This window comes from Bacillus sp. ISL-77 (assembly GCF_018613105.1).
In genome coordinates this window covers 17147-42084 of the sequence record NZ_JAGGQY010000009.1, presented here as the reverse complement: position 1 = coordinate 42084, position 24938 = coordinate 17147, and the positions used below count along the sequence as shown (strand labels likewise).

Annotated in this window: 23 protein-coding genes; 6 read left to right on the top strand and 17 right to left on the bottom strand. The window is 37.5% G+C overall.

Annotated features, from left to right (window positions below; translation table 11 throughout):
• Window positions 1-200: 200 nt before the first annotated feature.
• Window positions 201-1445: a DHH family phosphoesterase gene (locus J7E77_RS02800; protein WP_214712176.1), complete on the bottom strand. Its 1245-nt coding sequence runs from the start codon at window positions 1443-1445 to the stop codon at window positions 201-203.
• A gap of 209 nt (window positions 1446-1654) precedes the next feature.
• On the opposite strand from J7E77_RS02800, the gene J7E77_RS02795 reads away from it, so the two are divergent.
• Window positions 1655-2626 carry an NAD(P)H-dependent flavin oxidoreductase gene (locus J7E77_RS02795; RefSeq protein ID WP_214712175.1) on the top strand — a complete coding sequence of 324 codons (972 nt, stop codon included), beginning with the start codon at window positions 1655-1657 and terminating at the stop codon, window positions 2624-2626.
• A 46-nt stretch (window positions 2627-2672) separates the two neighbouring features.
• Here J7E77_RS02795 and J7E77_RS02790 read toward each other — a convergent pair whose 3' ends face one another.
• Both J7E77_RS02790 and J7E77_RS02785 read right to left on the bottom strand, forming a co-directional pair.
• A complete protein-coding gene (locus J7E77_RS02790) occupies window positions 2673-3158 on the bottom strand; it encodes a nitroreductase family protein (protein WP_214712174.1) in 486 nt (161 codons plus the stop codon).
• Window positions 3159-3238: 80 nt separating this feature from the next.
• Window positions 3239-3922, bottom strand: a complete 684-nt coding sequence (locus J7E77_RS02785; protein WP_214712171.1) for a M50 family metallopeptidase — start codon at window positions 3920-3922, stop codon at window positions 3239-3241.
• Window positions 3923-4104: 182 nt separating this feature from the next.
• Here J7E77_RS02785 and J7E77_RS02780 point away from each other — a divergent pair, with 182 nt between their 5' ends.
• Together J7E77_RS02780 and J7E77_RS02775 are read left to right on the top strand one after the other, a co-directional pair.
• Window positions 4105-5229: an ABC transporter ATP-binding protein gene (locus J7E77_RS02780; RefSeq protein ID WP_214712169.1), complete on the top strand. Its 1125-nt coding sequence runs from the start codon at window positions 4105-4107 to the stop codon at window positions 5227-5229.
• Window positions 5229-6785 carry an ABC transporter permease/substrate-binding protein gene (locus J7E77_RS02775; protein ID WP_214712167.1) on the top strand — a complete coding sequence of 519 codons (1557 nt, stop codon included), beginning with the start codon at window positions 5229-5231 and terminating at the stop codon, window positions 6783-6785. Before J7E77_RS02780 ends, J7E77_RS02775 begins: the two co-directional genes overlap by 1 nt.
• A 63-nt stretch (window positions 6786-6848) precedes the next feature.
• Here J7E77_RS02775 and J7E77_RS02770 read toward each other — a convergent pair whose 3' ends face one another.
• Window positions 6849-7466: a GntR family transcriptional regulator gene (locus tag J7E77_RS02770; RefSeq protein ID WP_214712165.1), complete on the bottom strand. Its 618-nt coding sequence runs from the start codon at window positions 7464-7466 to the stop codon at window positions 6849-6851.
• 191 nt (window positions 7467-7657) lie between these two features.
• Here J7E77_RS02770 and J7E77_RS02765 point away from each other — a divergent pair, with 191 nt between their 5' ends.
• Both J7E77_RS02765 and J7E77_RS02760 read left to right on the top strand, forming a co-directional pair.
• Window positions 7658-8224 (top strand): DUF2238 domain-containing protein, encoded by a 567-nt coding sequence (locus tag J7E77_RS02765; protein ID WP_214712163.1) that lies wholly within the window; start codon window positions 7658-7660, stop codon window positions 8222-8224.
• A gap of 13 nt (window positions 8225-8237) precedes the next feature.
• The gene (locus tag J7E77_RS02760) at window positions 8238-8816 is read left to right on the top strand and encodes a DUF2238 domain-containing protein (RefSeq protein WP_214712162.1); all 579 of its coding nucleotides are present in this window, start codon (window positions 8238-8240) and stop codon (window positions 8814-8816) included.
• A 45-nt stretch (window positions 8817-8861) separates the two neighbouring features.
• On the opposite strand, the gene J7E77_RS02755 is transcribed toward J7E77_RS02760, so the two are convergent.
• From J7E77_RS02755 to J7E77_RS02700, 13 genes are all read right to left on the bottom strand, one after another.
• Complete coding sequence (locus J7E77_RS02755; RefSeq protein ID WP_214712161.1) at window positions 8862-10223, bottom strand: aspartate kinase; 1362 nt, start codon at window positions 10221-10223, stop codon at window positions 8862-8864.
• 165 nt (window positions 10224-10388) lie between these two features.
• The gene (locus J7E77_RS02750) at window positions 10389-10931 is read right to left on the bottom strand and encodes an NADPH-dependent FMN reductase (protein WP_214712160.1); all 543 of its coding nucleotides are present in this window, start codon (window positions 10929-10931) and stop codon (window positions 10389-10391) included.
• A gap of 90 nt (window positions 10932-11021) precedes the next feature.
• Entirely contained in the window at window positions 11022-11636 is a 615-nt protein-coding gene (locus J7E77_RS02745) for an NUDIX hydrolase (RefSeq protein WP_214712159.1), read from the bottom strand.
• 111 nt (window positions 11637-11747) lie between these two features.
• A complete protein-coding gene (locus J7E77_RS02740) occupies window positions 11748-12911 on the bottom strand; it encodes a homogentisate 1,2-dioxygenase (protein ID WP_214712158.1) in 1164 nt (387 codons plus the stop codon).
• Window positions 12912-12915: 4 nt separating this feature from the next.
• The gene (locus J7E77_RS02735) at window positions 12916-13845 is read right to left on the bottom strand and encodes a fumarylacetoacetate hydrolase family protein (protein WP_308160361.1); all 930 of its coding nucleotides are present in this window, start codon (window positions 13843-13845) and stop codon (window positions 12916-12918) included.
• Window positions 13846-13850: 5 nt separating this feature from the next.
• Complete coding sequence (locus tag J7E77_RS02730; protein ID WP_214712156.1) at window positions 13851-14471, bottom strand: flavin reductase family protein; 621 nt, start codon at window positions 14469-14471, stop codon at window positions 13851-13853.
• Between the two features lie 105 nt (window positions 14472-14576).
• A complete protein-coding gene (gene hppD / locus J7E77_RS02725) occupies window positions 14577-15692 on the bottom strand; it encodes a 4-hydroxyphenylpyruvate dioxygenase (RefSeq protein ID WP_214712155.1) in 1116 nt (371 codons plus the stop codon).
• A 251-nt stretch (window positions 15693-15943) separates the two neighbouring features.
• Window positions 15944-16738 carry an ABC transporter ATP-binding protein gene (locus J7E77_RS02720; protein WP_214712154.1) on the bottom strand — a complete coding sequence of 265 codons (795 nt, stop codon included), beginning with the start codon at window positions 16736-16738 and terminating at the stop codon, window positions 15944-15946.
• The gene (locus J7E77_RS02715) at window positions 16713-17744 is read right to left on the bottom strand and encodes an ABC transporter permease (protein ID WP_214712153.1); all 1032 of its coding nucleotides are present in this window, start codon (window positions 17742-17744) and stop codon (window positions 16713-16715) included. Before J7E77_RS02715 ends, J7E77_RS02720 begins: the two co-directional genes overlap by 26 nt.
• Window positions 17745-17866: 122 nt before the next feature.
• Window positions 17867-18865 carry an ABC transporter substrate-binding protein gene (locus tag J7E77_RS02710; protein ID WP_214712152.1) on the bottom strand — a complete coding sequence of 333 codons (999 nt, stop codon included), beginning with the start codon at window positions 18863-18865 and terminating at the stop codon, window positions 17867-17869.
• 245 nt (window positions 18866-19110) lie between these two features.
• Window positions 19111-19239, bottom strand: coding sequence for a hypothetical protein (locus J7E77_RS31055; RefSeq protein WP_285290459.1), 129 nt, complete (start codon window positions 19237-19239; stop codon window positions 19111-19113).
• A 184-nt stretch (window positions 19240-19423) separates the two neighbouring features.
• A complete protein-coding gene (locus tag J7E77_RS02705; protein WP_214712151.1) occupies window positions 19424-20602 on the bottom strand; it encodes a cation:proton antiporter in 1179 nt (392 codons plus the stop codon).
• Between the two features lie 216 nt (window positions 20603-20818).
• Entirely contained in the window at window positions 20819-24226 is a 3408-nt protein-coding gene (locus J7E77_RS02700) for a hypothetical protein (protein WP_214712150.1), read from the bottom strand.
• Between the two features lie 196 nt (window positions 24227-24422).
• Here J7E77_RS02700 and J7E77_RS02695 point away from each other — a divergent pair, with 196 nt between their 5' ends.
• On the top strand, window positions 24423-24899 hold the full coding sequence (locus tag J7E77_RS02695; protein WP_214712148.1) for a hypothetical protein: 477 nt from the start codon (window positions 24423-24425) through the stop codon (window positions 24897-24899).
• The last annotated feature ends 39 nt before the right edge of the window (window positions 24900-24938 follow it).

Below are 24938 nucleotides of genomic sequence, written 5' to 3'. Positions count from 1 at the left end.
ACCAATCATAACAAAAGAACATTACAGGAATATGTATATAAATTAACTTTCTGTTGCATGGTTATTACGATTTTGAAATAATAATCTCATATACCTACGATTATATTACCACTTCACTCTTAATAAACCCTTAAAATTGAATGTTAAAAAAATCAAAAAAAGGCCACTCCTTTTTTCGTTAAGGAATGGCTTTTACTAATTCATAAAGTAATATCTACAAGATGATTCCTGATGGTTTCCTGATAATTCCCTCTTAATTCATCTTGTGCGATCCGAAGAGCTTTTGAAACGTGATAAAGATATTCATGGTCGCTTCGAAGCCAAGAAGAATAATTTCTTTTTAAATACCGTTCTGCATCCGCGAATGCAGAGAAAGACTGCTCCAATCTCTTCTTATTATGTATTATAGAAAAATAGCCATCTCCACATGGAATGATATATGAACTTTCTCCTAACGGGTTCTGATAAGATGTTCCAACCTGTGAATCCTTAACATTAAATTCATTCCGATCTGCATCTGGTTTAAGTGGAATCGTTTCAAAAACATTTATTACAAACTTTTCAAACGCTTCCCTTGTCATTTCTGATCCAGAGGCTTTCGGATGCCCTCCTCCTCCGTACTTTTTTGCATATTCGGCTACATTTATTTCATCATGAATGGTTCGAAATCCCATCTTCTTTCCACCCATATTCAGAAGGACAATCATATCCAAATGCGGATATAAATTATTTAATTCATTCCCTAGCTCTGATAAATATTGTTCGGCATGAACAATTCCAACACAGTAATCATCAATAAAAGTTTGAACCAGTTGTCTACTTTTCGAATGGATGTAACGATGAATTTTTTGTTCCTCGATATCAAGCAGCATATGTTCCGTATCGGTCAAAACAAATGATTCATTATTTTCAGTCAACCTTTTTAACATTTCCTCCTCAAACAGTTCACGACTCATAATATAGAACAAATCATTTAATCGTTTGGCTGTTAAATTATTATTTTCATCCCACTCCCAAGTGTCATATTGACGTACTAATTCGATAAATTCTTCAAGTGCTTTATTTCGTTCCATCATTTTGTGTTCAATTAGGTAATCATAAAATAAAGAAGTTGCACAAGTCTTTTTTCCCGTCTCATACTCAGGAATTACGCTCCCCCATTTGTATTGATTAAAATGCAAAGCAGTCACATGATGATCGATCATTTGAACTGGTTTTCCCTTTTGGAACCGCTCCTCGAGTTTTTTCTCTACCTGCTCATTTACAGCCAAATCAGTAATGTAGATTTCCACATTATTATTCTCAGGGTTTTTAATAACTGCTTCCACTCTTTGATTTAAATTTCGATAAGAACAGTAAAATATATTGGCCTTGTCTGCAAATGCCAGTTTCGCAATAAGTCCACAACCAAGACCATCAAGATCAATATCCGTAAAAATAATCATCCTATCTACCACCATCCATTTTTCGCTTCATAACGTATCGTTTGGTTTCAGCAAATTTTTTATGCAGGTTAACCTAGTTATGATTTAACATTAATCTTTATTTTATCATATAGAAAATAATACCACCTACCATTATGACCTGGTGATAGTAATCACAGACATATTAAAAATGACATGGTATGATGCATGGGAAGTTTCTAATACAAACAATGAAACGGGGTTATAATTTGAACTTTCCACAACTTAAAATAGGCCATATGAGACCTCAGGTTCCAATCATGCAAGGTGGAATGGGTGTCGGTATTTCTCTAAGCAAATTGGCTTCAGCTGTCGCAAATGCAGGCGGGATTGGGATTATATCTGGAACAGGGATTTCAACTGACGAAATGAGAACACATATAAGAAAAGCTAAAAGTCTGATCAAAGATGCAGGATACATTGGTGTAAATGTTCTATTCGCGATGAATGACTTTGCAGAAAAAATGAAAGCAGCTCTAGAAGAAAAAGTTGACTTTATTATTTCTGGAGCTGGAATCTCACGAGATATGTACGCATGGGGAAGAGAAGCAGGAATTCCTGTTATCTCTATAGTCTCGTCTGCTAAATTAGCCAGGATTTCCGAACGACTGGGAGCAGTAGCAGTTGTCGTTGAAGGCTTTGAAGCAGGGGGACATCTTGGAACAGACCGCCCAATGTTTGATATCCTCCCAGAAATTGTTGAAGCGGTTTCCATCCCCGTTATTGCGGCAGGAGGAATCATGACTGGCGGCGATATTGCAAAAGCTCTTGCAATGGGTGCGTCTGGTGTACAAATGGGTACACGCTTTGTAGCCAGCGAGGAATGTGATGCCCCATTAACTTTTAAACAAAAATATGTTGATGCAGGTAAAGAAGATTTGGTTTTGGTAAAAACAACCGTTGGTCTTCACGGAAGGGCCATTAATAATAATTTTGCAAAATTAATTAGTGGTACAGATAAGCTAAAAATCGCTAAATGCATTGATTGCTTAAAGAATTGTTCTTACCGCTTTTGCACCATGGATTCTCTTTTGGTATCCATGAATGGTGATGCGGAAAATGGCCTTGTTTTTGCAGGGGCTAGAGTTGGAGAAATCAAAGATATTCTTCCCGTTCAAACAATCATTGATAACCTTACATTAGAATACAATCAGGCTATCTAGCATATTTAAAAGAGCCAACCGTACGGTTGGCTCTTTCCTGTTCCTGTTATGGTAAATTTCTGAATTTGTTCTGAATCGGTGTACGTGGTTTTGGCTCTGGGATTACATCAGGATAGCCTACTCCCAGAACGCCAATAATATCATAGCCATCCGGAACACCAAGAATCCCCCTGTTTTTGGGCGTAATGCCAATCGATGACCAAAAGGTCCCAACCCCTTCTGTCCATGCAGCTAAATTAAAATTTTGGATAAAGCACGCAGTTGCCAGCGCATTCTCCACTGTTTCTACGGATGTCGCCCCGTGCTTGGATAAAATCATCAGTACTATTGGTGCGTTTCCAAAATTAGTTTTATGGTTTAGCTTTTCTCTTGTTTCTGCTCCAATAAAGTAAATCTCCCATGGTTCTGTCATGCGGTGATTGGGTGCCATGGCAGCAGCCTCTAGCCATGCGTGAAGTGAATTTTTGTCAATTTCATCAGGTTTGAATTTTTTTATGTTGCGCCGAGTTTTAATTAAATCAATAATATTCAATCAATAACTCCCCTTTTATATTCATATCGAAACCCATCGTAATATCTTATGTCTCTCCCAATATTTTGTACGTAAAAGTTTTAATTCCCCAGTTTATAATATCCACGTTTTAAGCCGTAATAGCAGAACCATAGTGATTGGACAAAGAAGAAAATCCCCCAAATAGGAGCTGGAATAAAACCTGTGATCCGCGCAAGATTGGCTGCATCCCCTGCTGATTGGGGCTGATATATACTAATGAATAATATTTCATAAGCACTTTGTACTGAATCAACCAATAAAATTGAAGCAATTAAAAGTAATAAGTTATCTCTAAAGTTTTGACTCCCTTTAATGAGTAATAAAAGAAAGGCAACGGCAAATGAGCATAGCCAAAACAACCCGTAAGGATTCCTTACCCAAAAAATAAGATTCAAACCGATAAAACCTAGCAATATATCAATCAACACAATCTGCTTTTTCTTTCCAATTAGTAAAAATGAGACAAATGCCATAAAGGAGGCAAAGGTATACCCACCAAGGCTGGTAAGGAAGCTTCCCAAATAAGAAGACTGATTACTATATGTAGCCCCTTCGGAATTCATAAATAAAGATATTCTTTCTACATTACCCCCAAAAAGAGCAATCAAAGCATGACCTGATTCATGTATAAGTGTATTAATGACTTTGACATAGTTTCCTAGCAATGGCACATGGATCAACAGAAAAGCAAACACGAGGAAAAGGAAAAACTTCGCACTGAATTTGTCTCGAACAAAGCTCAAAAAAGATTCTCCTCTTTTTTAAAAATTTAATTACTAACACCATTTTAACATTTTATGTTATTACTATTGCAAATTTCAGCTCTTTCTTAAAAATCGGCTTGATTAGACAAACCAACAACTTTTATGTTACTATTAAGTTGTTGCATTGACGCAAGACAACTTAATTATTGGGGGGAATGGAATTGATAGAATTTAAAAACATTGTTAAGAAGTATCGGACAAAAACAATTATTAATCCTTTTTCATTAGATATTGAGGCTGGACAGTTAGTTGTTTTTATCGGACCGAGTGGCTGTGGGAAAACCACTTTACTGAAAATGATTAATAAATTGATTCAGCCAACTTCTGGAAAAATTTATGTAAATGGGACGGATATCTCAACCATAAATCCAATTGAGCTCCGCAGAAACATTGGCTATGTCATTCAAAATACTGGTTTATTTCCACATATGTCCATTAAAGAAAATTTAGAATTGATTCCAAAGCTAAAGGGTGAAGATCCCGCTTCGATTACCCAAAAAACAGGTGAATTGCTAGAGTTGGTCGGCTTAGATCCTAAGGAGTTCTTACATCGTTTTCCGAAGGAATTGAGCGGGGGACAACAGCAAAGAATTGGCGTGGCAAGAGCCTTCTCAACCAACTCCGATATCATTTTAATGGATGAACCATTTAGCGCCTTAGATCCAGTCACAAGAAGCTCCCTTCAAGATGAACTCTTCCAAATGCAAAAGGAATTAAACAAGACGATTATTTTCGTCACCCACGATATGGACGAAGCTATTAAAATAGCAGATAAGATTTGCATTCTAAAAGACGGTGATATTCTCCAATATGATACGCCTGAAAACATTCTTAAAAATCCTGCTAATGACTTTGTTGAAGAATTTATTGGAAAAAGAAGAGTTTGGAATAATCCTGAATTATTAATGGCCGAGGATATTATGATACCTAATCCAGTAAAAATTACCGCAAGGCGGACCGTACTTCAGGCCATTGAGATTATGAAGGACCATAAGGTAGACAGCCTAATAGTTACTGACAAACATAATGTCCTTAAGGGTTTAGTGACATTAAAAAGCATCCAGTTGTTAAATCGAACGACGTCGATTGAAATGATTATGGAACAAAATGTTCTTTCCGTTTCACAGGATGCAAATTTAATTTCTGTTTTAGCTACAATGAATGAACATAAAATCGGTTATGTACCTGTTGTGAATGGTCATAACCAATTAATTGGTCTCATTACGAGAAGCAGTATACTATCTGCATTAAGCAGCCAACTAATTGATTTGGAGGTGGCCTTTTAATGAGTGGATTTTGGAATTATTTAACCACAAACTATGAGCAGGTTTTAAGTTTACTTGGCCAGCATCTTTACTTAAGTGTGATTTCTGTATTAGTAGCGATTATAATTGGGATCCCGCTTGGTATATTAATTTCAAGAGAACCAAAGCTCTCAAAACCTATTATTGGAACTACGAATGTGATCCAAGCTGTACCGAGTTTGGCATTACTTGGATTTCTCATCCCATTCGTTGGAATCGGCAGTACCCCAGCGATTATCATGGTCGTTCTATATTCACTGCTTCCCATTGTTAAAAACACATACACAGGTTTAACGAATATTGATGGGGACATTCTGGAAGCCGCCAGAGGTATCGGTCTGACCAAGAGTCAAACGATGAGAAAGGTTCAGTTACCACTAGCCTTCCCGATGATTATGGCGGGTATCAGAATTTCAGCGGTTACCGCTGTTGGATTAATGACCATTGCAGCCTTCATCGGTGCAGGCGGACTTGGGTATCTCGTATTTTCTGGTGTGCAAACAGTTGACAATTATATGATTTTGGCCGGAGCTATTCCAGCCTGTATACTTGCACTTCTCATTGATTATATTGTCGGAAAACTCGAATCCTCACTTTCTTATACAAGCAAGCAAAGATCAGCAAAAAAGACTGGTAAAACCACTAAAAAAATGATGATTAGTTTGGCTTGTATTTTGTTAATCATTGCCGGGACTTTTACTGCTTATTCAAAGGCAAACGCAAAGGATAAAATTGTAATTGGTTCAAAAAATTTTAGCGAACAAATGATATTAGGTAATATGCTCGCTGATTTAATAGAAAATAAGACTGATATTCAAGTAGAAAGAAAACTAAATCTTGGTGGTAGTCAGGTTGCCTTCAGTGCCCTTAAAAATGGGGACATTGACATGTATGTTGAATATACGGGGACAGGATTAATTAATATCTTAAAGAAGAAGCCACAGAGTGATCCGGACATCGTCTACGATATTGTCCAGAAGGAATTCAAGCAAAAATATGGTTTTGAATTGTTAAAACCGCTTGGATTTAATAACACCTATGCCTTAGCAATTCGTCAAGACACCGCAAAAGAATATGGTTTAAAGACGATCTCTGATTTAGCAAAGATAAGCTCGGAATTAACCATGGGTCCGACGATCGAATTTCCAAATCGCGAGGACGGATTACGCGGACTTTCCAAAAAGTATAATTTGAAATTTAAAGACGTAAAAGCCATTGACGGCGGGTTACGCTATACTGCATTAAACAACCATAAAAGTGATGTCATCGATGCCTTTTCGACGGACGGGTTACTTGAAGAGTTTAAATTGAAGGTATTAGAGGATGATAAAAACTTCTTCCCTCCCTATTATGCCGTACCGATGATAAAAGAAGAAACATTAAAAGAACATCCAGAACTAAAAAAGATTATTAATTCCTTATCTGGTAAGCTAACTGATGAAAAAATGCGCGAACTCAACTATAAGGTCGACAGCCTCAAACAGTCACCTGCCAAAGTCGCAAAAGAATTTTTGGAAACAGAAGGATTATTAGAATAATAGTGGAAAAGGAAAAAGCCGGACCTCAACATCCGGCTTTTTCTCATATAATCCAACCCGTTTTTACTCTTCCATAAAGTGAATCACCCGGTCATGAGTTTCTTCAGCACCTATGATAAGCAGGACATCCCCTTCAAGAATTACCGCATAAGGTCCCGGTGAGATAATTAATTCACCTTTCCGTTTCATGCCGATCACGGTTCCCCCGGTATTTTGCCAAAACTTCAATTCCGAAATAGTTTGTCCTATATGAATACAGCCTGGAAAAACTTCTACCTCGATTGGCGCCAATGGGTTCGTGTGACGAAGCTTTCCAGAGTAGTCCATGATTTTTCTAAGCGTGTCAAACAGCTGCTCATCGAGCTTGTCTCTTTCAGAAATCAGTGAGTTCATTTGCTTTTCAAGATCTTTAATACTTGCGATGTTGGAAAACCGTTGAATATATTTATAGGCATTTTCTCGAGAAGATATGACGATTCCACTACCTTTAGTGGATTGGACAATCTCGACATCCTCTAGAATCTTAATGGCTCTCCTAACAGTTTCAGGGGAAACCTTGTATTCACTTGCTAACGTCGATCTGCCATGAATCTTTTCTCCTACCTTAAATTTCCCATCGTAGATTCTATTTGCTAAATCTATCGCTATTCGCTCGTAAGTTGGTATTTGTGCCTTTTGCATAGCTTCCTCCGCCATCTATTCTTTACCTGAGTCTGTACATAATTATAGTAATTGCTACTTATCAAATATACTCTTTTCCATGTGTATATGCGAGAACAAATATTTCATTTCCACTCAGTTTAACTTTCCATGATTTCATTTGTATTTATTGGACATAATTGTAAGGAATCTTGTTTAATGGGGTGAAGTATTTGAAACGGAAAGTAATTATCCTTTTAAGTGTTGTTTTTATTCTATTAATGTCTGCCTTATTTGTTTATTACCTTATTAAAGAGGATTCCTCGAGATGGCAAGTAGCACTTGGCGGCATTCTTGTGAGTGGATTGCCCCTCCTACTAATATTTAAGAAAAAGAATCCATTTAACCTCCCAATTATAATAGGTTATTATATGTTAATTTTCTGTACATTATTTTTAGGATCGATCGCGAGTTTTTACCTTCATTATAAATGGTGGGACTCTACCATTCATATTTTAAAGGGTATGTATGTAGCTTTTGTTGGTATAACTTTATTTAAATTATTCATCCCGAAAGATGTGCGGAATGATGCTTCAAGATGGATTTTATTTCTTTTTGTTCTTTCACTCTCAGTCCTAGCAAGTGCACTTTGGGAGATCTATGAGTTTGTGGGTGATCAAACGTTTACTCACACCATGCAAAGAGGCGGAAATAAAGATACAATGTATGACTTACTCTGTGGGTTTGCGGGGGGACTCCTAGTCTCCTTTTACGCCTTTGTGCGAAAGCCTAAAGTATGAGAGGAGGAAATTTATGAATCGAAAGCTTGTCATCATTTTCAGTTTAATCTATGTCATTTTTATGGCAGCATTAGCCGTCTACTACTTTTCAAACGATGTAACCTTTAAAGGAACAGTTGCCATTGGAGGAATTGTTTGTGGAGCAGTCCCTTTATTATTGGCCTTATTTACTAAGCTCCAATTCAATTTGCCCATTGTCATTTCTTATTTAATTTTCTTAGTCGGTTCACAATATCTCGGTTCCATATTAGGCTGGTATGGACTCGGTTGGTGGGACACCTTTATGCACGTGGTCAGTGGAGCCATTCTCGCTTTTTCTGGAATTGCTTTATATGAACGATTGATCCATAGAAATGCGGGGGATAAAATATCGCCATGGTTTGTGTTTTTATTTACGTTATCCTTTGCAGCACTCGGTGGAGTACTATGGGAAATTTATGAATTTAGCTCTGACCAAATTTTTGATATGACCTTACAAGGCGGCGGAAATAAAGATACGATGACGGATTTAATTGCTGATACAATTGGCGGACTTGTTATTGCAATGTGGGCTGGGATTCGAACAAGGATTAAGTTAAAAAAAGGGCGATAGAAAAAGGTACGTCGTTTTTGACGTACCTTTTTACTACGCTTAAAATTAAACCGTTACTGCGACAAAAAATTCCTCATAAAGAGCTTGAACCGCTCTTTTTTCATCTACTACTTTAACCCCAAACATCATGCTCACCTCAGATGAACCTTGGTTAATCATTTCGATATTAATACTAGCTTTCGCCAATGCTTTGGAGGCTCTTGCCATTGTTCCTACATTATGGCGCATGCCCTCTCCCACAACCATAATGAGAGCTAGGCTATGTTCAAATTTCACTTGATCGGCATGTAATTCAGTTTCAATCCGTTCTTTAATCGCCTTTTCCGTTTCTGCATCCATTTGATTTTCACGGAGGATAACAGAAACATCATCAATTCCAGAAGGCGTATGTTCATAGGATAGTCCGAAGTCCTCTAAGATACTTAAAAGCTTGCGGCCAAAACCTATCTCTCTATTCATTAAGTATTTGCTTACATATATACTACAAAAACCTTGATCACTTGCAATTCCAATAACTGGCCCATTCGTATTGTCTCGCTCATAAACAATCCTCGTTCCTGGTGCACTTGGATTGTTTGTATTTTTGATTTGAACAGGTATTCCCGCTCTGAATGCTGGAACAAGTGCTTCATCATGTAATACGGTAAATCCTGCATATGAAAGCTCTCGCATTTCCCGGTAGGTTAATTCCTTTATTTCCTTCGGCTCCTTTACAATAGAAGGGTTCACGGAATAAACAGCATCTACATCCGTAAAGTTCTCATATAAGTCTGCTTTCAGTGCATTTGCAAGGATTGAACCAGTAATATCGGACCCACTTCGCGAAAAGGTAAAAACCTCTCCTTGTTTGCTATATCCAAAGAATCCAGGGAAAATTAATATCCCAGAACGATCGTGCAGCGAATATAACTGACTATAGGCTTCTGGTAATGCTTGAGCATTGCCAGGCTCATCACTGACAAGGAGACCGGCTTCTTTAGGGTCAACATAATAGGCCTCAACCCCCTGCTCCTGGAAATAAGCTGCTACCAATTTGGCGTGATTATCCTCACCGCTCGCTTTTAATAAATCCAGAAAACGATCCGGTTTTGTTTTGTCGCTACTCAACCTCTTTGTTAAATCGTCATGAATTTCGTTAATAATTTCTAAAGGTAGGGATAATTCTTCGGCGATAGTGGAATATCTATCGATGACTGCATCAAATTTTTCCCTTGGATTTTTATTTTGTAAACATAACTCTCCACATTCAATTAATAAATCAGTTACCTTGTTATCTTCCGAAAACCTTTTTCCTGGCGCAGATACTACAACTACCTTCCGCTCGGAATCTGAAACAACTATCTTAAATACCTTCTCAATTTGTTTTCCGGATGCTAACGAGGACCCGCCAAACTTTACGACCTTCATCCCTACATCTCCCTAATATCTAAAAATATAATTTTAATTTTAACGATATTCAGAAAATAATCAAGTTATTTCTTTTATATAAAGACATTTGTACACCAGCAGTGGACAGTGAGATAAAAAAAAACAGTAGATTTCCTCTCGAAATCCACTGTTTTAGATGTTCGTTTACAAATGTTTTGTTTTTTCTACCCAATCGATAAAGTTATTCATCACAGTATCTAGGAATCCAAGTGTAGGTTCATGTGTTAATTTCCCGTCTTCATCCACCTTTTCATGGACAGCATTGATAAATACTTCATTTCCTGGAATCGTTAATGCTCCCATAGCAGCTAATATTTGTCTAAGATTAACCTGTGCTCTTACTGTTCCAAGAACACCTGGTGTGGCGCCAACAATCATTACTGGTTTTTTCATCATTACTTTATCCACTCGCGAAAACCAATCAAGTGCATTTTTCAAAAATGCAGGAATGGCATGATTATATTCTGGAGTGGCAATTAATACACCATCACTTGCTGCCACTATTTTTTTGATTTGAATCACAACTTCTGCTGGTGTTAACTCATCATCCTGGTTGTACATTGGAAGGTCTTCGATCGGTAATATCTCAATTTCAACTTTTTCGAGATAACGTTCCTTCAGTAATTCTACCAGCTTTTTATTAATAGATTGCTTTCTATTACTGCCAACGATTGCTACGATTTTCATAAAAATAAACTCCTTATCCTTGAATTTCAAGCTGCAATATAACTATAATCATTGTTTCTTAAAATAACCAGGGATATGCTCTTATAGATACTAACGAATAAGTTCAATAAAATGGGAAAGAATCTTAGCGGTTAATCCCCAAATTACTTTTCCTTGATACCGGTAGAAATATTCCTCGACCCCTCGAGTCCGCCAATTATAATTCTCCCCGCCGACAATTAGGTCAAAGGGAAAATTCTCTTCAGGTTCCGGCCTAAATTCAATATGATATATCTCTGGCTCATTATTTATAAAAAAAGATAGTGGTACAGTAAAAATCTCCCCGACTTCTGATGGATTTGGAACGATCCTATTCGGATGTTTAATGTATCCAACAAAAGGATAGATAATCATTCCAAATGGTGAAATCATATAATCTAGTGGGTTAATGTCTGCAATTTGCTCTTTGGTAATTCCTAATTCCTCAACCGTTTCTCGGATAGCTGCATCTTTTTCATCGATATCCTGTGCGTCAATTCCCCCCCCTGGAAAACATATTTCTCCAGGCTGCCTCCTTAGTTCTAGGGAACGAACCTCTAACAACACGTGAATCCCATCCTCTTTTTCAATGAGTGGTACCATGACAGCATATTTTGAAAATTTCTCACTTCCAAGAATTTTAGGAGTATGACTTTTTAATTTAGTTACTATTGATTCCAGTTCCATGATTTCACCTCTATTCATTTACAATTTTTTCTTATTACTACCATACCACTTTTTACCTTAGATTGAAAAAACAATCCAACTTGTAATACGTTGGATTGTTCTGAAAAATCATTAATCCTTCTTTTCATACCAAGAATACATATAGTTGGCATCTTCTATTTTTTGTGCGGTTTTTACGATTTTTAGAGGATGAAAGGTGTCGATCATAACGGCCAGTTCAAGAGTTTCCTTTTTTCCAATACTCGCTTCCGTTTTCCCAGGATGAGGTCCATGTGGGATCCCGCCTGGATGAAGCGTGATGGAACCCTCCTGTACTCCTTTACGACTCATAAAATTTCCTTCCACATAATAAAGGAGTTCGTCACTGTTAACGTTACTATGATAATAGGGAGCAGGAATCGATTCTGGATGATAATCATACAGCCTCGGGACGAATGAGCAAACGACAAAATTATTACCTTCAAAGGTTTGATGGACGGGTGGCGGCTGATGGACTCTTCCTGTGATTGGTTCAAAATCTGCGATGTTAAAGGCCCATGGATATAAATACCCATCCCAGCCAACTACATCAAGTGGATGATGTCCAATGATATGTGAGGATAACTTCCCTCTTGATTTCGTTAAAACCTCAAATTCACCCTTTTCATCAAATGTCGTCAATTCTTCCGGTCCACGAAGGTCTCTTTCACAAAATGGGCTATGCTCTAAAAGTTGACCATATTCATTTCGGTACCTTCTAGGAGTTGTTATTTGGCTGAAGGATTCAACAAACAACATTTTCGTTTCTTCATTTTCGTTCGGGATCACACGGTAAATGGTACCAATCGGAATAATAAGATAATCACCTGGACTGTAAGAAAGGTTCCCGAACATTGTTTCTAGTTTCCCTGAGCCATAGTGGACATAAAGCATTTCATCGCCATCACCATTCCGATAATAGCTTTGCATCGCCATCGTCACATTGGCTGTTCCAATTAATAAATCCTGATTTCCCAAAATATATTCCCTTGCCTTTAGGGCGTCCCCTTTGGTTACTACTTTACTTGTAAAAAAGTGGCGGTGTTTTAGCGGCTGCTGGTCTTCATATTCGGGTAAGTAGTTGCCGACCATTTCTGCCTTCACCACTTCTGTCGGCATATATTGATGATACAAAATAGATTGGGTTCCAGAGAATCCACGAGTCCCCATTACCTGCTCTCTGTAAAGACTCCCATCTTCCTTTTTAAACATCGTATGCCGTTTGTGCGGAATCTTACCCATTTGACGGTAATACATCTTCTCACCTCTCTTCAGCGATTATCTCATTCTGTAACACTCCAAGATAATCAATCTCTAGTTCGACTTGATCATCAGGCATAAGCCAGCGATGGACCTTCTCTCCAAGCTCAAGAATACATCCAGATCCAACTGTACCTGAACCAATCATCTCTCCAGGGTATAAAGTCACGCCAGCAGAAGCCCTCTCAATCATCTCAGCAAATGAATAATATAAGTCTTTCATATTCCCCTTGGAAAGAAGAACCCCATTGACACGGGCTTTCATCGAAAGATTGAAGCCCTTTCCTAATTTAAATGGTTCTAACTCGTCTTTTGTGACAATCCACGGTCCAATCGATGTCGAGAAATCCTTCCCCTTTGCAGGCCCCAGTCCAATCTTCATTTCCCTTCTTTGTAGGTCTCTTGCGCTCCAATCATTTAAAATACAATAGCCAAAAATATACTCATCTGCCTCATCTGCGGAAATATTTCTGCCTTCTTTGCCAATAATGCATGCGATCTCCAGCTCATAATCAAGCCAGTTACAATTTACAGGCTTGATTATTTCCTCTCCTGGTCCCTTAATTGCAAGATGATTGGAAAAGTAAAAGACAGGGATTTCGTACCATTCTGGAATCATCTCGAGGCCCCTATTCTCCCTCGCTGTTTTCACATGCTGCTCAAATGCATAAAAATCACGAAAACTCCTCGGAATAGGTAGTGGTGCCTTTAAACAAAGTTGACTCAATGGATAAACTCCTTTTTGTCCCTTTGTAAATGGGGTTAAACTAGCCACTGTTTCCAGATTGGCGTCACTATTTTCAAGAAAAGCTAATAGATTACTTGGCAGCACCCCGCCTGATGCCTCATACATATCAATGGCATGGTCTTGGTCAAGTAACCAGCCTGCTCGGATTGTCCCATCCATTTTTTCAAAAGTAACGAATTTCACGACACTCACCTTTTCTCCATTTTTCGATCCATTTCAAACATTTTAGCTAACGGGTCAGTATAGATGTTCCCAGCCATCCGTCCAATTGGGTTCAGCTTGGCCGTATCAATTCTCCCTTTATCAAATAGTTCATCGGTCACATGGACATGAACTACTTTTCCTATTACAAGGCTCCCTGCACCGGGCTTATTTCCAAAATGTAATACCTGCTCTAATTCACATTCTAAATGAACAAGTGATTCCTTGATACGCGGTACACTCACCTTTAAACTTGGTTCCTTCGTTAAACCCACTTCTGCTATTTCGTCGATATCCGGGTTGAATTCGATCGCACAGTCATTCATTTGCTCAGCCATGCTATTACTTACAATATTAATAACAAATTGACCTGTGCTTTCAATATTTACAAGTGTATCTTTCTTAGCCCCATCCGTTCCTCTTCTCATCGGTGAAAAACAGATAAGCATGGGGTCCGCACAAATCGCAGTAAAAAAACTAAATGGTGCTGCATTAGCTACCCCATTTCCATCTATGGTCGAAACAAAAGCAATTGGACGGGGAAGGATCGAACCAACTAATAGTTTATATGCCTCTCTCCATTCCAGTGTTTTCGGCGAGATCTCCATAACATATTCACCCCTTACAGGTTAACTTTTAAAAAAAGGGAGTAATATCTCTCCCTTTTCCTACTCCGCTCTATACTTTTGTCCTTTAAACCCTTGCTCTTTATATTAGAGATTTCCTCGTCTTTCCTGCTCCCGTTCAATTGACTCAAATAAAGCTTTAAAGTTTCCTTCACCAAAACCACGTGCCCCTTTTCGTTGAATAATTTCAACAAATAATGTCGGACGGTCTACGATTGGTTTTGTAAAAATTTGCAGTAAATACCCCTCATCATCACGGTCTACTAAAATATTTAGTTCGCGAAGCTTTTCAATTTCTTCATCAATTTTACCGATGCGTTCACCTAAGGATTCATAATATGCTGGTGGAGTATTCAGGAATTCTACCCCATTCTCCTTTAAAATAGCGACAGTTGATACAATATCTTCCGTTAATATCGCCAAATGTTGGACACCCGGACCATTGTAGAATTCTAGATATTCCTGTATTTGTGATTTGCGTTTTCCGACTGCCGGTTCATTGATTGGGAATTTAATCCGCCCTCCGTTATGCATAACCTTTGACATTAGAGCTGAGTATTCCGTCGTGATGTCCTTGTCAGAGAAATGTTTCATTTCCTTAAAGCCCATTACCTTAGCGTAATATTCGACCCACTCCTCCATCCTCTCCACGTTACCCACTACATGATCGATCCCAATTAACCCGGCATCTTTAATCGGAAGTGGCGCCGAGTATACGACATACCCGGGTAAAAATGCCCCTTGATAATTTTTCCGTTCAATTAACGTATGGATGGTATCCCCATATGTACCAAGAACGGCTTTTTTAATCACACCTGTTTCATCCTTGATTTCAGATGGGGCAGCAATCACAATGGCTCCTCTTTTCACTGCCTCTTCAAAAGCTTTCTCAACATTATCGACTAACAGGGCTATGTCCTTCACACCGTCACCGTGTTTTTTTACAAATTGGGAAACTCCACTGTCTTCGGTATAGGAGCCTGTAAGGACGAGGCGAATATTCCGTTGCTTTAAACAATAGGAAGCGGTTTCACGATTACCAGTTTCAAGACCAGCGTAAGCTACTGGTTGAAATCCAAAGGCAGTGCAAAAAAAGTGACATGCTTGCTTGGCATTCCCTGTGTAAATTTCAATATAATCAACATCTCGAACGGGGAAAAAATCATCAACTAATTGGTCTGCTCTTACTCTATTTTCTTTCATTTAGAAACCCCCATTAGTTTAAAAGTAATAATATTCTGAATTAATTCTAAATGAAAGAATCTTGTCCTTTCAAGGATGGGAAGTAAAGCAATAACGCTTTTTTGTACTAAAGTAATTTAGATATCTTCGAATTATTTCCCAAAATACAAAAAGAAACTTACCCAAAACAGGCAGTTTCTCCTTTAATGATATTGGAAATACTTTTTATAAAAGCAAATCTAAAATAGACACTCAAAAAAAAATTTTTCCTATTAGGAAAGAATGGCACGATCACTTGACATTTGTACCCCACGTATCCTTTTAAACTCCATCAGTAAACCTTCAATTGTTAATTGTTTCTTATTTTCCTCATTGACCTCTAAAATAATTTGGCCCTTATCCATCATGATTAATCGATTGCCTAAGTCAATGGCTTGCTGCATGTTATGAGTAACCATTAATGTGGTCAGTTTATATTTGTCTACAATTTCTCTCGTTAAGTTCGTAATTAATTCCGCTCTTGATGGATCAAGTGCTGCCGTATGTTCATCAAGAAGGAGGATGGAAGGCTCTGTGAAGGTTGCCATTAACAGGGATAGTGCTTGACGTTCTCCCCCGGATAACAAGCCTACCTTTGCACTTAGGCGGTTCTCGAGGCCCAGATGCAGTGATTCCAATACCTCACGAAAATAATCACGTCGCTTTTTTGTAACTCCTTGCCGAAGTGTTCTCATTTTATTCCGAGAATAAGCCATGGCAAGATTTTCTTCAATCGTCATACTTGGAGCCGTACCGGCCATTGGATCCTGAAAAACACGACCGATCATTTTTGACCGTTTAAACTCTGACATATTAGTGACATTTTTTCCGCCAATATGTACTTCCCCTACATCCGGGATTAACACACCTGAAATGATATTCATTAAGGTTGATTTCCCCGCCCCGTTACTGCCAATTACCGTTACGAAATCACCAGGCTGAAGGGTTAGGTTCACATGATCAATGGCGATTTTTTCATCAGGTGTCCCTTCATTAAATATCTTATGAATCTGATTTAATTGTAACATGATTGTCCCCCTTCGCATGGCCAGAAGTCTGCATGATGTTTGATCTTTCAGATCTTCTGCGGGATTTCCGCTTTCTCTCTTTAGAACTTTCAATAATCTTTGGAGTAGTAAGAGCAAGAATAACAATGAGAGCAGTAATCAGCTTCATATCACCAGGGTCCAAGAAATCTACCCGTAATGCTAAAGTAACAACAATTCGATAAATAATCGATCCGCCAATAACAGCGAGAGTGGTCCTAGCAATCGTTTTTGTACCAAATAAGGCTTCACCAATAATAACGGAGGCTAGACCAATCACAATCATCCCAATCCCCATACCCACATCTGCAAATCCACCTTGCTGGGCAATCAGAGCACCTGAGAAAGCTACAAGAGCATTTGAAAGACCTAAGCCAAGGACAACAAGGAGGTTGGTATTAGCAGAAAGGCTGCGAATCATCCGTTTATTATCTCCCGTAGCCCTGACGGCAAGCCCAATTTCGGTTTTCAAAAACAGATCGGTAAAGAATTTAATCACAAATGTTACGATAATCATAAAAATAAGAATTCCCCATGTTTCCGGCAAGCTGTCGCCGAGACCCACCATGGAGAGAATGTTATTTAAAAATGAATCAATTCCTGTCTTTTCAAAAAATCCACTAATTTTCGTAAAAGCTGTATCTGTATTTAATAATGGGATATTTGAGCGTCCCATGATTCGAAGATTTATTGAATAAAGTGCAATCATCATTAAAATTCCGGAAAGCAAGTTATTAATCTTTCCAAATGTATGGAGAAGACCTGTCATACATCCAGCTGCAAAACCGGCGAATAACGCCATGATTGTTGCTAAAAATGGATCGGTTCCATTCGCAATCATTACAGCTGAAATTGCTGCCCCCGTCACAAAACTCCCATCCACCGTTAAATCTGGAAAATCCAGAATACGAAAGGAAAGATAGACGCCTAGTGCCATAATCGCATAGATAATACCTGCTTCAAATGATCCAAATATGGCTGTAAACATTGAGATCATCCTTTCTTTAAATCATTAAGCCTGCTTCTAAGATGCAATAACCTATTTCAAGCTAATGTTTGGTTCATGGATGGAGCCTTCAAACGAAGGCTCCATTCATGAAAAATATAATTTTATTTACCTTCGAAAAACTCGCCTAAACTTTTCCAAGCTTCATTTACCGTTAAGCCTTGAGCTTCAGCAGCCTTCGTATTAATGACAAGCTTTAAGCTGTTTGGAAGTTCTACTGGAATTTCAGATACCTTCTTCTTCCCGCTTAAAATATCAGCAGCCATTAAACCAGATTGATAGCCAAGATCGAAATAGCTGAACCCGCTGGCAGCAACGGCTCCTTTTTTCATGGAATCAAGTTCACCAACGAAAAGTGGAATTTTTTTGCTGTTTGCAACGGCAATAACCGTATCAAGAGCAGTAACTACGGTATTGTCAGTTGGAACATAAATCGCATCAACACGGCCAACTAATGATTCAGCTGCCTGCTTCACTTCTGCTGTAGTTGAAACAGATACTTCAACAAGTTTAGCACCCTTCTCTTCAGCAATTTTCTTAACTTCTTTCACCTGAACCACTGAATTTTGTTCACCAGAGTTATAGATCACACCAATATTTTTTGCTTTCACTTCGTCCGTAATAAAGCTAATTGTTTTTTTCGTTGCTTCTGGATGGTTATCGGTTGTACCAGTAATGTTTTTCCCTGGTTTATCAAAAGCCTCTACCAAACCTGCTCCCACAGGATCTGTCACCGATGTAAAGATAATCGGAATATCCTTGGTTGCATTCAATGCTGCCGTTGCACTTGGAGTGGCATTAGCAAAAATTAAATCCACTTTATCACCGACAAAATTATTGGCAATTGTTTGAGTGTTGTTCATATCTGCCTGAGCATTTTGTTCATCATAGCTTACCTTAATCCCTTTATCCTTTAAGGCTTTTTTAAAGCCTTCTGTCGCAGCGTCTAGAGATGGGTGTGGGGCAAACTGGGTAATTCCAACTTTGAACTCCTTATCCGCTCCTTCTTTTTCAGAACCCCCTGCTTTTTCTTTACTACCGCAGCCTGCAAGCAACATCATTCCCGCTAAGGCAATCGACAATACTTTAACTTTTTTCTTCATCTAGCTAAATCCCCCTTAAATAATAAAATACTAATTTTCATAAAATTTAATATATTAGAAATTATTCTAGTATTTTTTTGCACGAAAAGCAATAGAAATGCGTAAAATATTTTTTCGCTTTAAAGCAGCATAATTTAATAGGAAATCTTGACATTATTAAAAACCTTCACTTTCTTTTTAAACAACAAAAAATGCCTTCTTTTAAATGGAAGGCATTCTAGAAAACTATCTGGATAATATTATTTTTACCAATCACGGGTATTTTCAAGTAAGAGGTCAATTTCAACCTTTTTCATTTTATTGTTGCTTTTCTCAGATGTTAGATTTGACGTTACTTCTAGTAATTTGTCGATATCAATGATCACGGTTCCCATTTCTAACCTCCTGAATGTTAGTCTGTATTCTTTAATATAATATTCGACTAATCCATTAGAATAATGGGGGTACAATTTCAATCAATCTTCATAAAACGAAAAAGGACTAGAACTTATTTGTAAATTACTAGTGAAAGTATGATATATTTCACTAATAATTTTTCATAAAATTTTTGTTTTTAAGCTAGCTTCCTATTTTACTTAAAACTGGTTTTTTCATTTCTGTTTGTTTATTACCTTCACTGAAAAAATACTTCATCATTGGGGGTGTCACGATGGTAGTAACTAGTACTACTACCACTAAAACAGCAAATAATTCCTGACTGATTAATTTTGTCTCCAAACCAATCGAGGCAATAATTAAGGCAACCTCTCCACGTGAAACCATAGCAGCTCCAATTCCAAGTGAACTCTTCCAGGAAAAATGAGCTAGTTTTGCTCCCATTGCAGCACCGATTAACTTGGTTAAAATGGCTAGGATGCTAAAACCGATAATTAGCCCGAAATTTTTCGATATTCCGTCAAAGCTTACTGCCACCCCTATCGAGGTAAAAAATATAGGTACAAAAATGGAATAGCTGATTGTTTCCACTTTCTCAAATATTTTAAGTTTATATTCTGTTTGACTAATAGCAACCCCAGCGATGTACGCCCCTATAATCGCCGCAACACCTGTTATTTCGGCTACATAGGCAAACAGGAAGCAAATGATTAATGCACCCGTGACGAGCGGCTCCGTGACCTTTAATCGGGCAAATTTCTTTAAAACCCATGGAACCACCTTCCAAGCTACTAAAATAGCACTCATGAAAAAGAGGACCTTTTTAATAATCATCATGCTTAAATTCACTTCTCCACCGGCCATACTCATTAAAAAGGCCAGGGCGATAATCACAAGAACATCATCAATGACGGCAGCCCCTAAAATCGCGGTCCCTTCTTTAGATTTCATTTTATTTAACTCTTTAAGTGCTTGAACGGAAATACTTACACTTGTTGCTGAAAGTAATAATCCTAAAAATAAGGCTTCAAATGTTGTCATATTCATCAAAATTCCTGCTAAGTAACCTGAAACTAAAGGAACAATGATTCCACTGATTCCAACGAAGGTTGATGCCTTCCACGTGCGTTTAAATTCATTTAAATCAGTCTCCATACCTGCTATAAACATTAACAAGATGACACCAATTTGGCTTAGGTCTGCCAATGTTTTCGTATCTGAAACGAGGCCTAACACAGCTGGACCTAAAATAACCCCTATTAACAACTTCCCTAGAACCGAGGGCTGACCTAATTTAACGCAAATATCCCCAGCAATCTTAGATGCAAATAAAATAATCGCTAATTCAAAAATTAATTCCATCCAATCACCTTTCCTTCCTAAAAAATTAAAGGGTCTGCTTTATAAAAATCAGACCCTTTTTGGGAGAAAACAAAAAAAGCCTGTCAACCACGGGACATAGATATCCCTTGGTGACAGGCTCCTCCAAAAACAATAAATGATTTATTTAATTATTACTATTATAACAAACTTTATGTTTTTATTCAATGAGAATTAATTGCAGGCGGTCTTTCCCCTTTAGTCCCACTTTTTCATTTTATCAATTACTTTTTCCTTGAAACTGGTGATAAAGGTCGATTCACCTTTATTTACTTTTTGCTTATTCCATTCATTAAAGCTTGCTACGGTAATCAAGATAAGACCAGCAATTAATAAATAGAACCACCATGGCATATTCCCCCAGTATGGTCTAGTTTGCAGGAAGACATTTAATAATAATACACCTGCCCCAACAAAGAAATAGGATTTAATTTGCAGGAGCATACCTGCCATCATCGCTAACAATGAAAGTGTTCCTAAAATGATTGCATCATAAATCGTGTTGCTTGCTAAACCATCTTGAATTAATAATAGGGATAAGATTATTAGGACTCCCCATTTAACAGCCTTCGTTATATCAGAATAACTTCCCTTTAAACAACGTCGAATGAAAATGATTAGAATTATAAACGGAAGGACAATCACTTCACGTTCCCATAATGACGGAATATGAAGCATAGCCATTATGGAATAGTATGGTTGTAACAAATAGGCTCCACCAATTATTGTCAAAAGGACAGAGAACCTGGCAGGCACCCTTTTCCTTTGCAGCAAAAAGGAAGCTGAAATAAGCAATCCTGGCAGTGCCTGACACCAGATGTATTGATTCTCGAAACTGTACATAAGAGCGAAAAACATGAATGAAACTAGCGTAAATCCATCGAATTTTGTTTGCTGAATGTTCGATCCATATTCAACTAGCTTTTTATAAACGAATTGGCCAATAATCAACAGAACAATCCCTAAGCCACCAGACAGAATCATTTTATCGAGTTCATCTAATTCACCAAGATAAGAGTATTCAATCGTTGCAATAAATGCTAAAAATAATGGGATGACCCCTAGAAGATCCCATTTGATTTTATGCATATAAAACAGTGTCCCAACAATATAGGCAAGCGTGACAAGATACGGCAGCAAATCAAACGGAAAGGTAATTAATGTAAATACAATTCCGATTGTTGAAAATGGGACGAAATAATAAGCTGTCCGTTTCTTAAATTCATCCTTAGCGAAAAATGCAAATAGAAGAATGAAACCGCTAGTGATAGGGAATTCATAGTTTCCAAAATATCGATTGATTAATTGATCTAACCCAGTTGAAACAATAAAGTAGAGGGACGTAAAGCTCCCATAAAGAAAAACTTTTATCTTCCATTCTACCTTAGTAAACTTTGTACTAAAAGCATATACAAACACTGCCAAGATAAAGCTATAAATCGAGTCTGACTGATAGGCAAACCATGTGAAGAATAGCGCTAGTGGATAAATGCTGTGTCCAACCCAAGCAAAGGCAATGGAAAGATTCAAGTCATTTTTCTGACTGAGATAAGCGATTAGAAGCATGACCACTGCACTTGTTGAAGCAATTAGTGAATTAATGGTATGACTTAATGAAAATTTAAGCGTAATAGCTTGGATAATCGAAAAATACGTAAGCAGTACTGAGATACTTACAATAAAAGGGACCCACTTCGTACCAACTTTTTTATATAAATAAAAATACATACCGATTCCAACCAACAAAACAAGCGGCTGAACCCATAAATGATTAATCGGACTTAGCAAAGCATGGAAAATGGCAAATGTATAGAGTACCTGTGAGGTATATATTGATATAACACCTAATTCCTTTTCCCCAACTTTTTTCCATACAAAACTAAATAATAAAACCATGATTGCCCCAGCCGCAAAATTTATTGCATAACCATATTCATTAAGATAAACAGAAAAATTTGTATTAATTTCTTCTCCAAAAGCTACGATGGAAAGACCAAGTAAACCAGGAATACTCCATAAAGCGGCCTCCTGAAGATAAATCCGTGTTTCCTTCTTATATAGTAGAAAGGCAGCAACCACCAATAGTAATAACATAATGCCTAGTTCCCACCATAATAACCAAGAAATTGCAGACAAAATTGCAAGCACCATTATCGATAAGCCTACATCTCTGGAGGCAGTCTGAATGATCTTTACGTACTTTGAAAGTAGCGCAATGCCTAACCCAAAATATAGGATAAAACCTGCTAAAGACAACTGAAGAGAAAAATTGACCATATCGAAAGGCTGGCTTACTAATGCAATCGTTTCATAAATGCCAGAAGCTGCAAAAACTGAGCTTAAATACGGAAATAATCGTCTAGAACTTTGAGAGGATAAATAAATAAAGTTAACTGCAATGATAAAATAAGCAAGCATAAGCACAATCGATGGATTGCCTGCACGAAGGAGAATTCCTTCCAGGCTAATGTAAATAAACGCTAAACCTGAGATTACTGCACTTGTATATTGGAAGGCTTTATTTAATGTGAATTTATCATCCATAGCCTTTGGAACGAATACAATCCCAAATCCAATTAATGCATAAACAATCGCCCCAAAACTATCGAGGAAGCTATGCTCAATTAACTGATAGGCACCATAAACGATCATGACACTAAAAATGAAATGATATTCTTTTCGACCGCTCACATACATCATTGATAAATAAATAATCGCTGTTAACAGCAGGTTGAAGCTGTATAAGACCTCATTATCGTATAAAAAAAGCATAAATAAGGTACAAAGTACAAGATTTACTTGGACGTACGGAATAAATTCATTCGTAAATAATTTGAATGATTCCTTGTGTTTTAACTGATGATATACAAAAATAAAGATAGCATTAAAAACCATTAAACCTAGATAAAAGAAATCAATTTTTAGATGGAAGCTGGCTAAGAGAAAGGCAGTTCCTATGCTTATTGAGACATAGGTAAACCAAACAAATAATCTAGAAACTAAGTTCTTTGCAAATAAATAGTAAACAATAATTGGCAGCAAACTCCCGAGCGTTCCGAGTATATAACGTCCCTCCCCGGATATTGATAAATATGGTCCTAATAACCCAAACCATCCAAGCGATAGGATAAAAATTGGTAAAAACAAACTTCCAAGAACAATGAAGGCAAAGGCCGTCTTTTCAATTTTTAATATTTTCTTCGTTAAAAAAGCAATACCGTAAAATAATAAGGCAACAATTGCTATTGATCCACTTTTCATGAAACTTGTCATTGATTCCCAATTACTCGTCGCAACAAACAATCCACCTATTAATAAAAAGATTACCCCAATGTTTAATAACCAGGTAATATTCCTTTCACGAATTTCTTCTGGTGTTAACGTTTTTTTCACTTTTTGCGGTTTTGGCGGTGCAGCTTTTTGAATTGGCGTATTTTTTTCAGTGGATGGGGGTTTTGCCTCCATTTCTAATAAATCCATATGATATTGATAATGTGCCCTTGCTACGGTGTCGACAATTGCCTCAGAAAGGTACCCTTCTTCACGTAAAGTGAATAACTCTTTTCTAAAAATTTTCCTCTGCTCTTCTCTTATATTCGAATCCATGAAATCTCCCCACATTCATACCAAAATGGCAATCATACAAAATTTTCCTCTATAGTGTAATTTTACACCATTACTCAATATTTTCAATATATTCTCAAAAAAACATGAAATCTGCAACACTTTTTTTAAAGATTTTACGTTTGGGTAAAATATCTGTATGATGTAAGAGGATTTACTTAAATAGACGGAGGAAACTATGCTTACATATAATGAAAAATTAGCGATTATCGAATCATTTTCAGAGTTGGAACGAAAGAATGTTTCACTTGGACGAGTCAATTTTCAGTTCGAAGGCAGTATCTCTGATAAGAAAAACATTGTTTATCACTTACACCCAAATGGGAATGGATTTGTTTATGCTGGACAGCTGGACCATTATGATACGGATGAAAAAGGAATGGTCAATATCCGTGATTTCTCCGAAGACCAACTCCGTAAATTGTTAAAACAATCGATTCAATCCTTATCATCAGTCGAAAAAACGCCTGCTGAAGAAGCCATTATTGGAGATTCAAAAGAGGAACGTTGGGTAGATAGTGAAAATAATGTCCTGATTCTAGTTGAAGAAAATGAATCCTGGAATATCTATTATGGGTTAAACCTTGATGCTACCTTTGATACCTATGAGGAAGCTGAGGCGTTTTTGCAAGAAGAAGGCTTTACTAGGAAGTAATTTGATTGAACAAAGGCGGTGCATTTGCACCGCCTTATC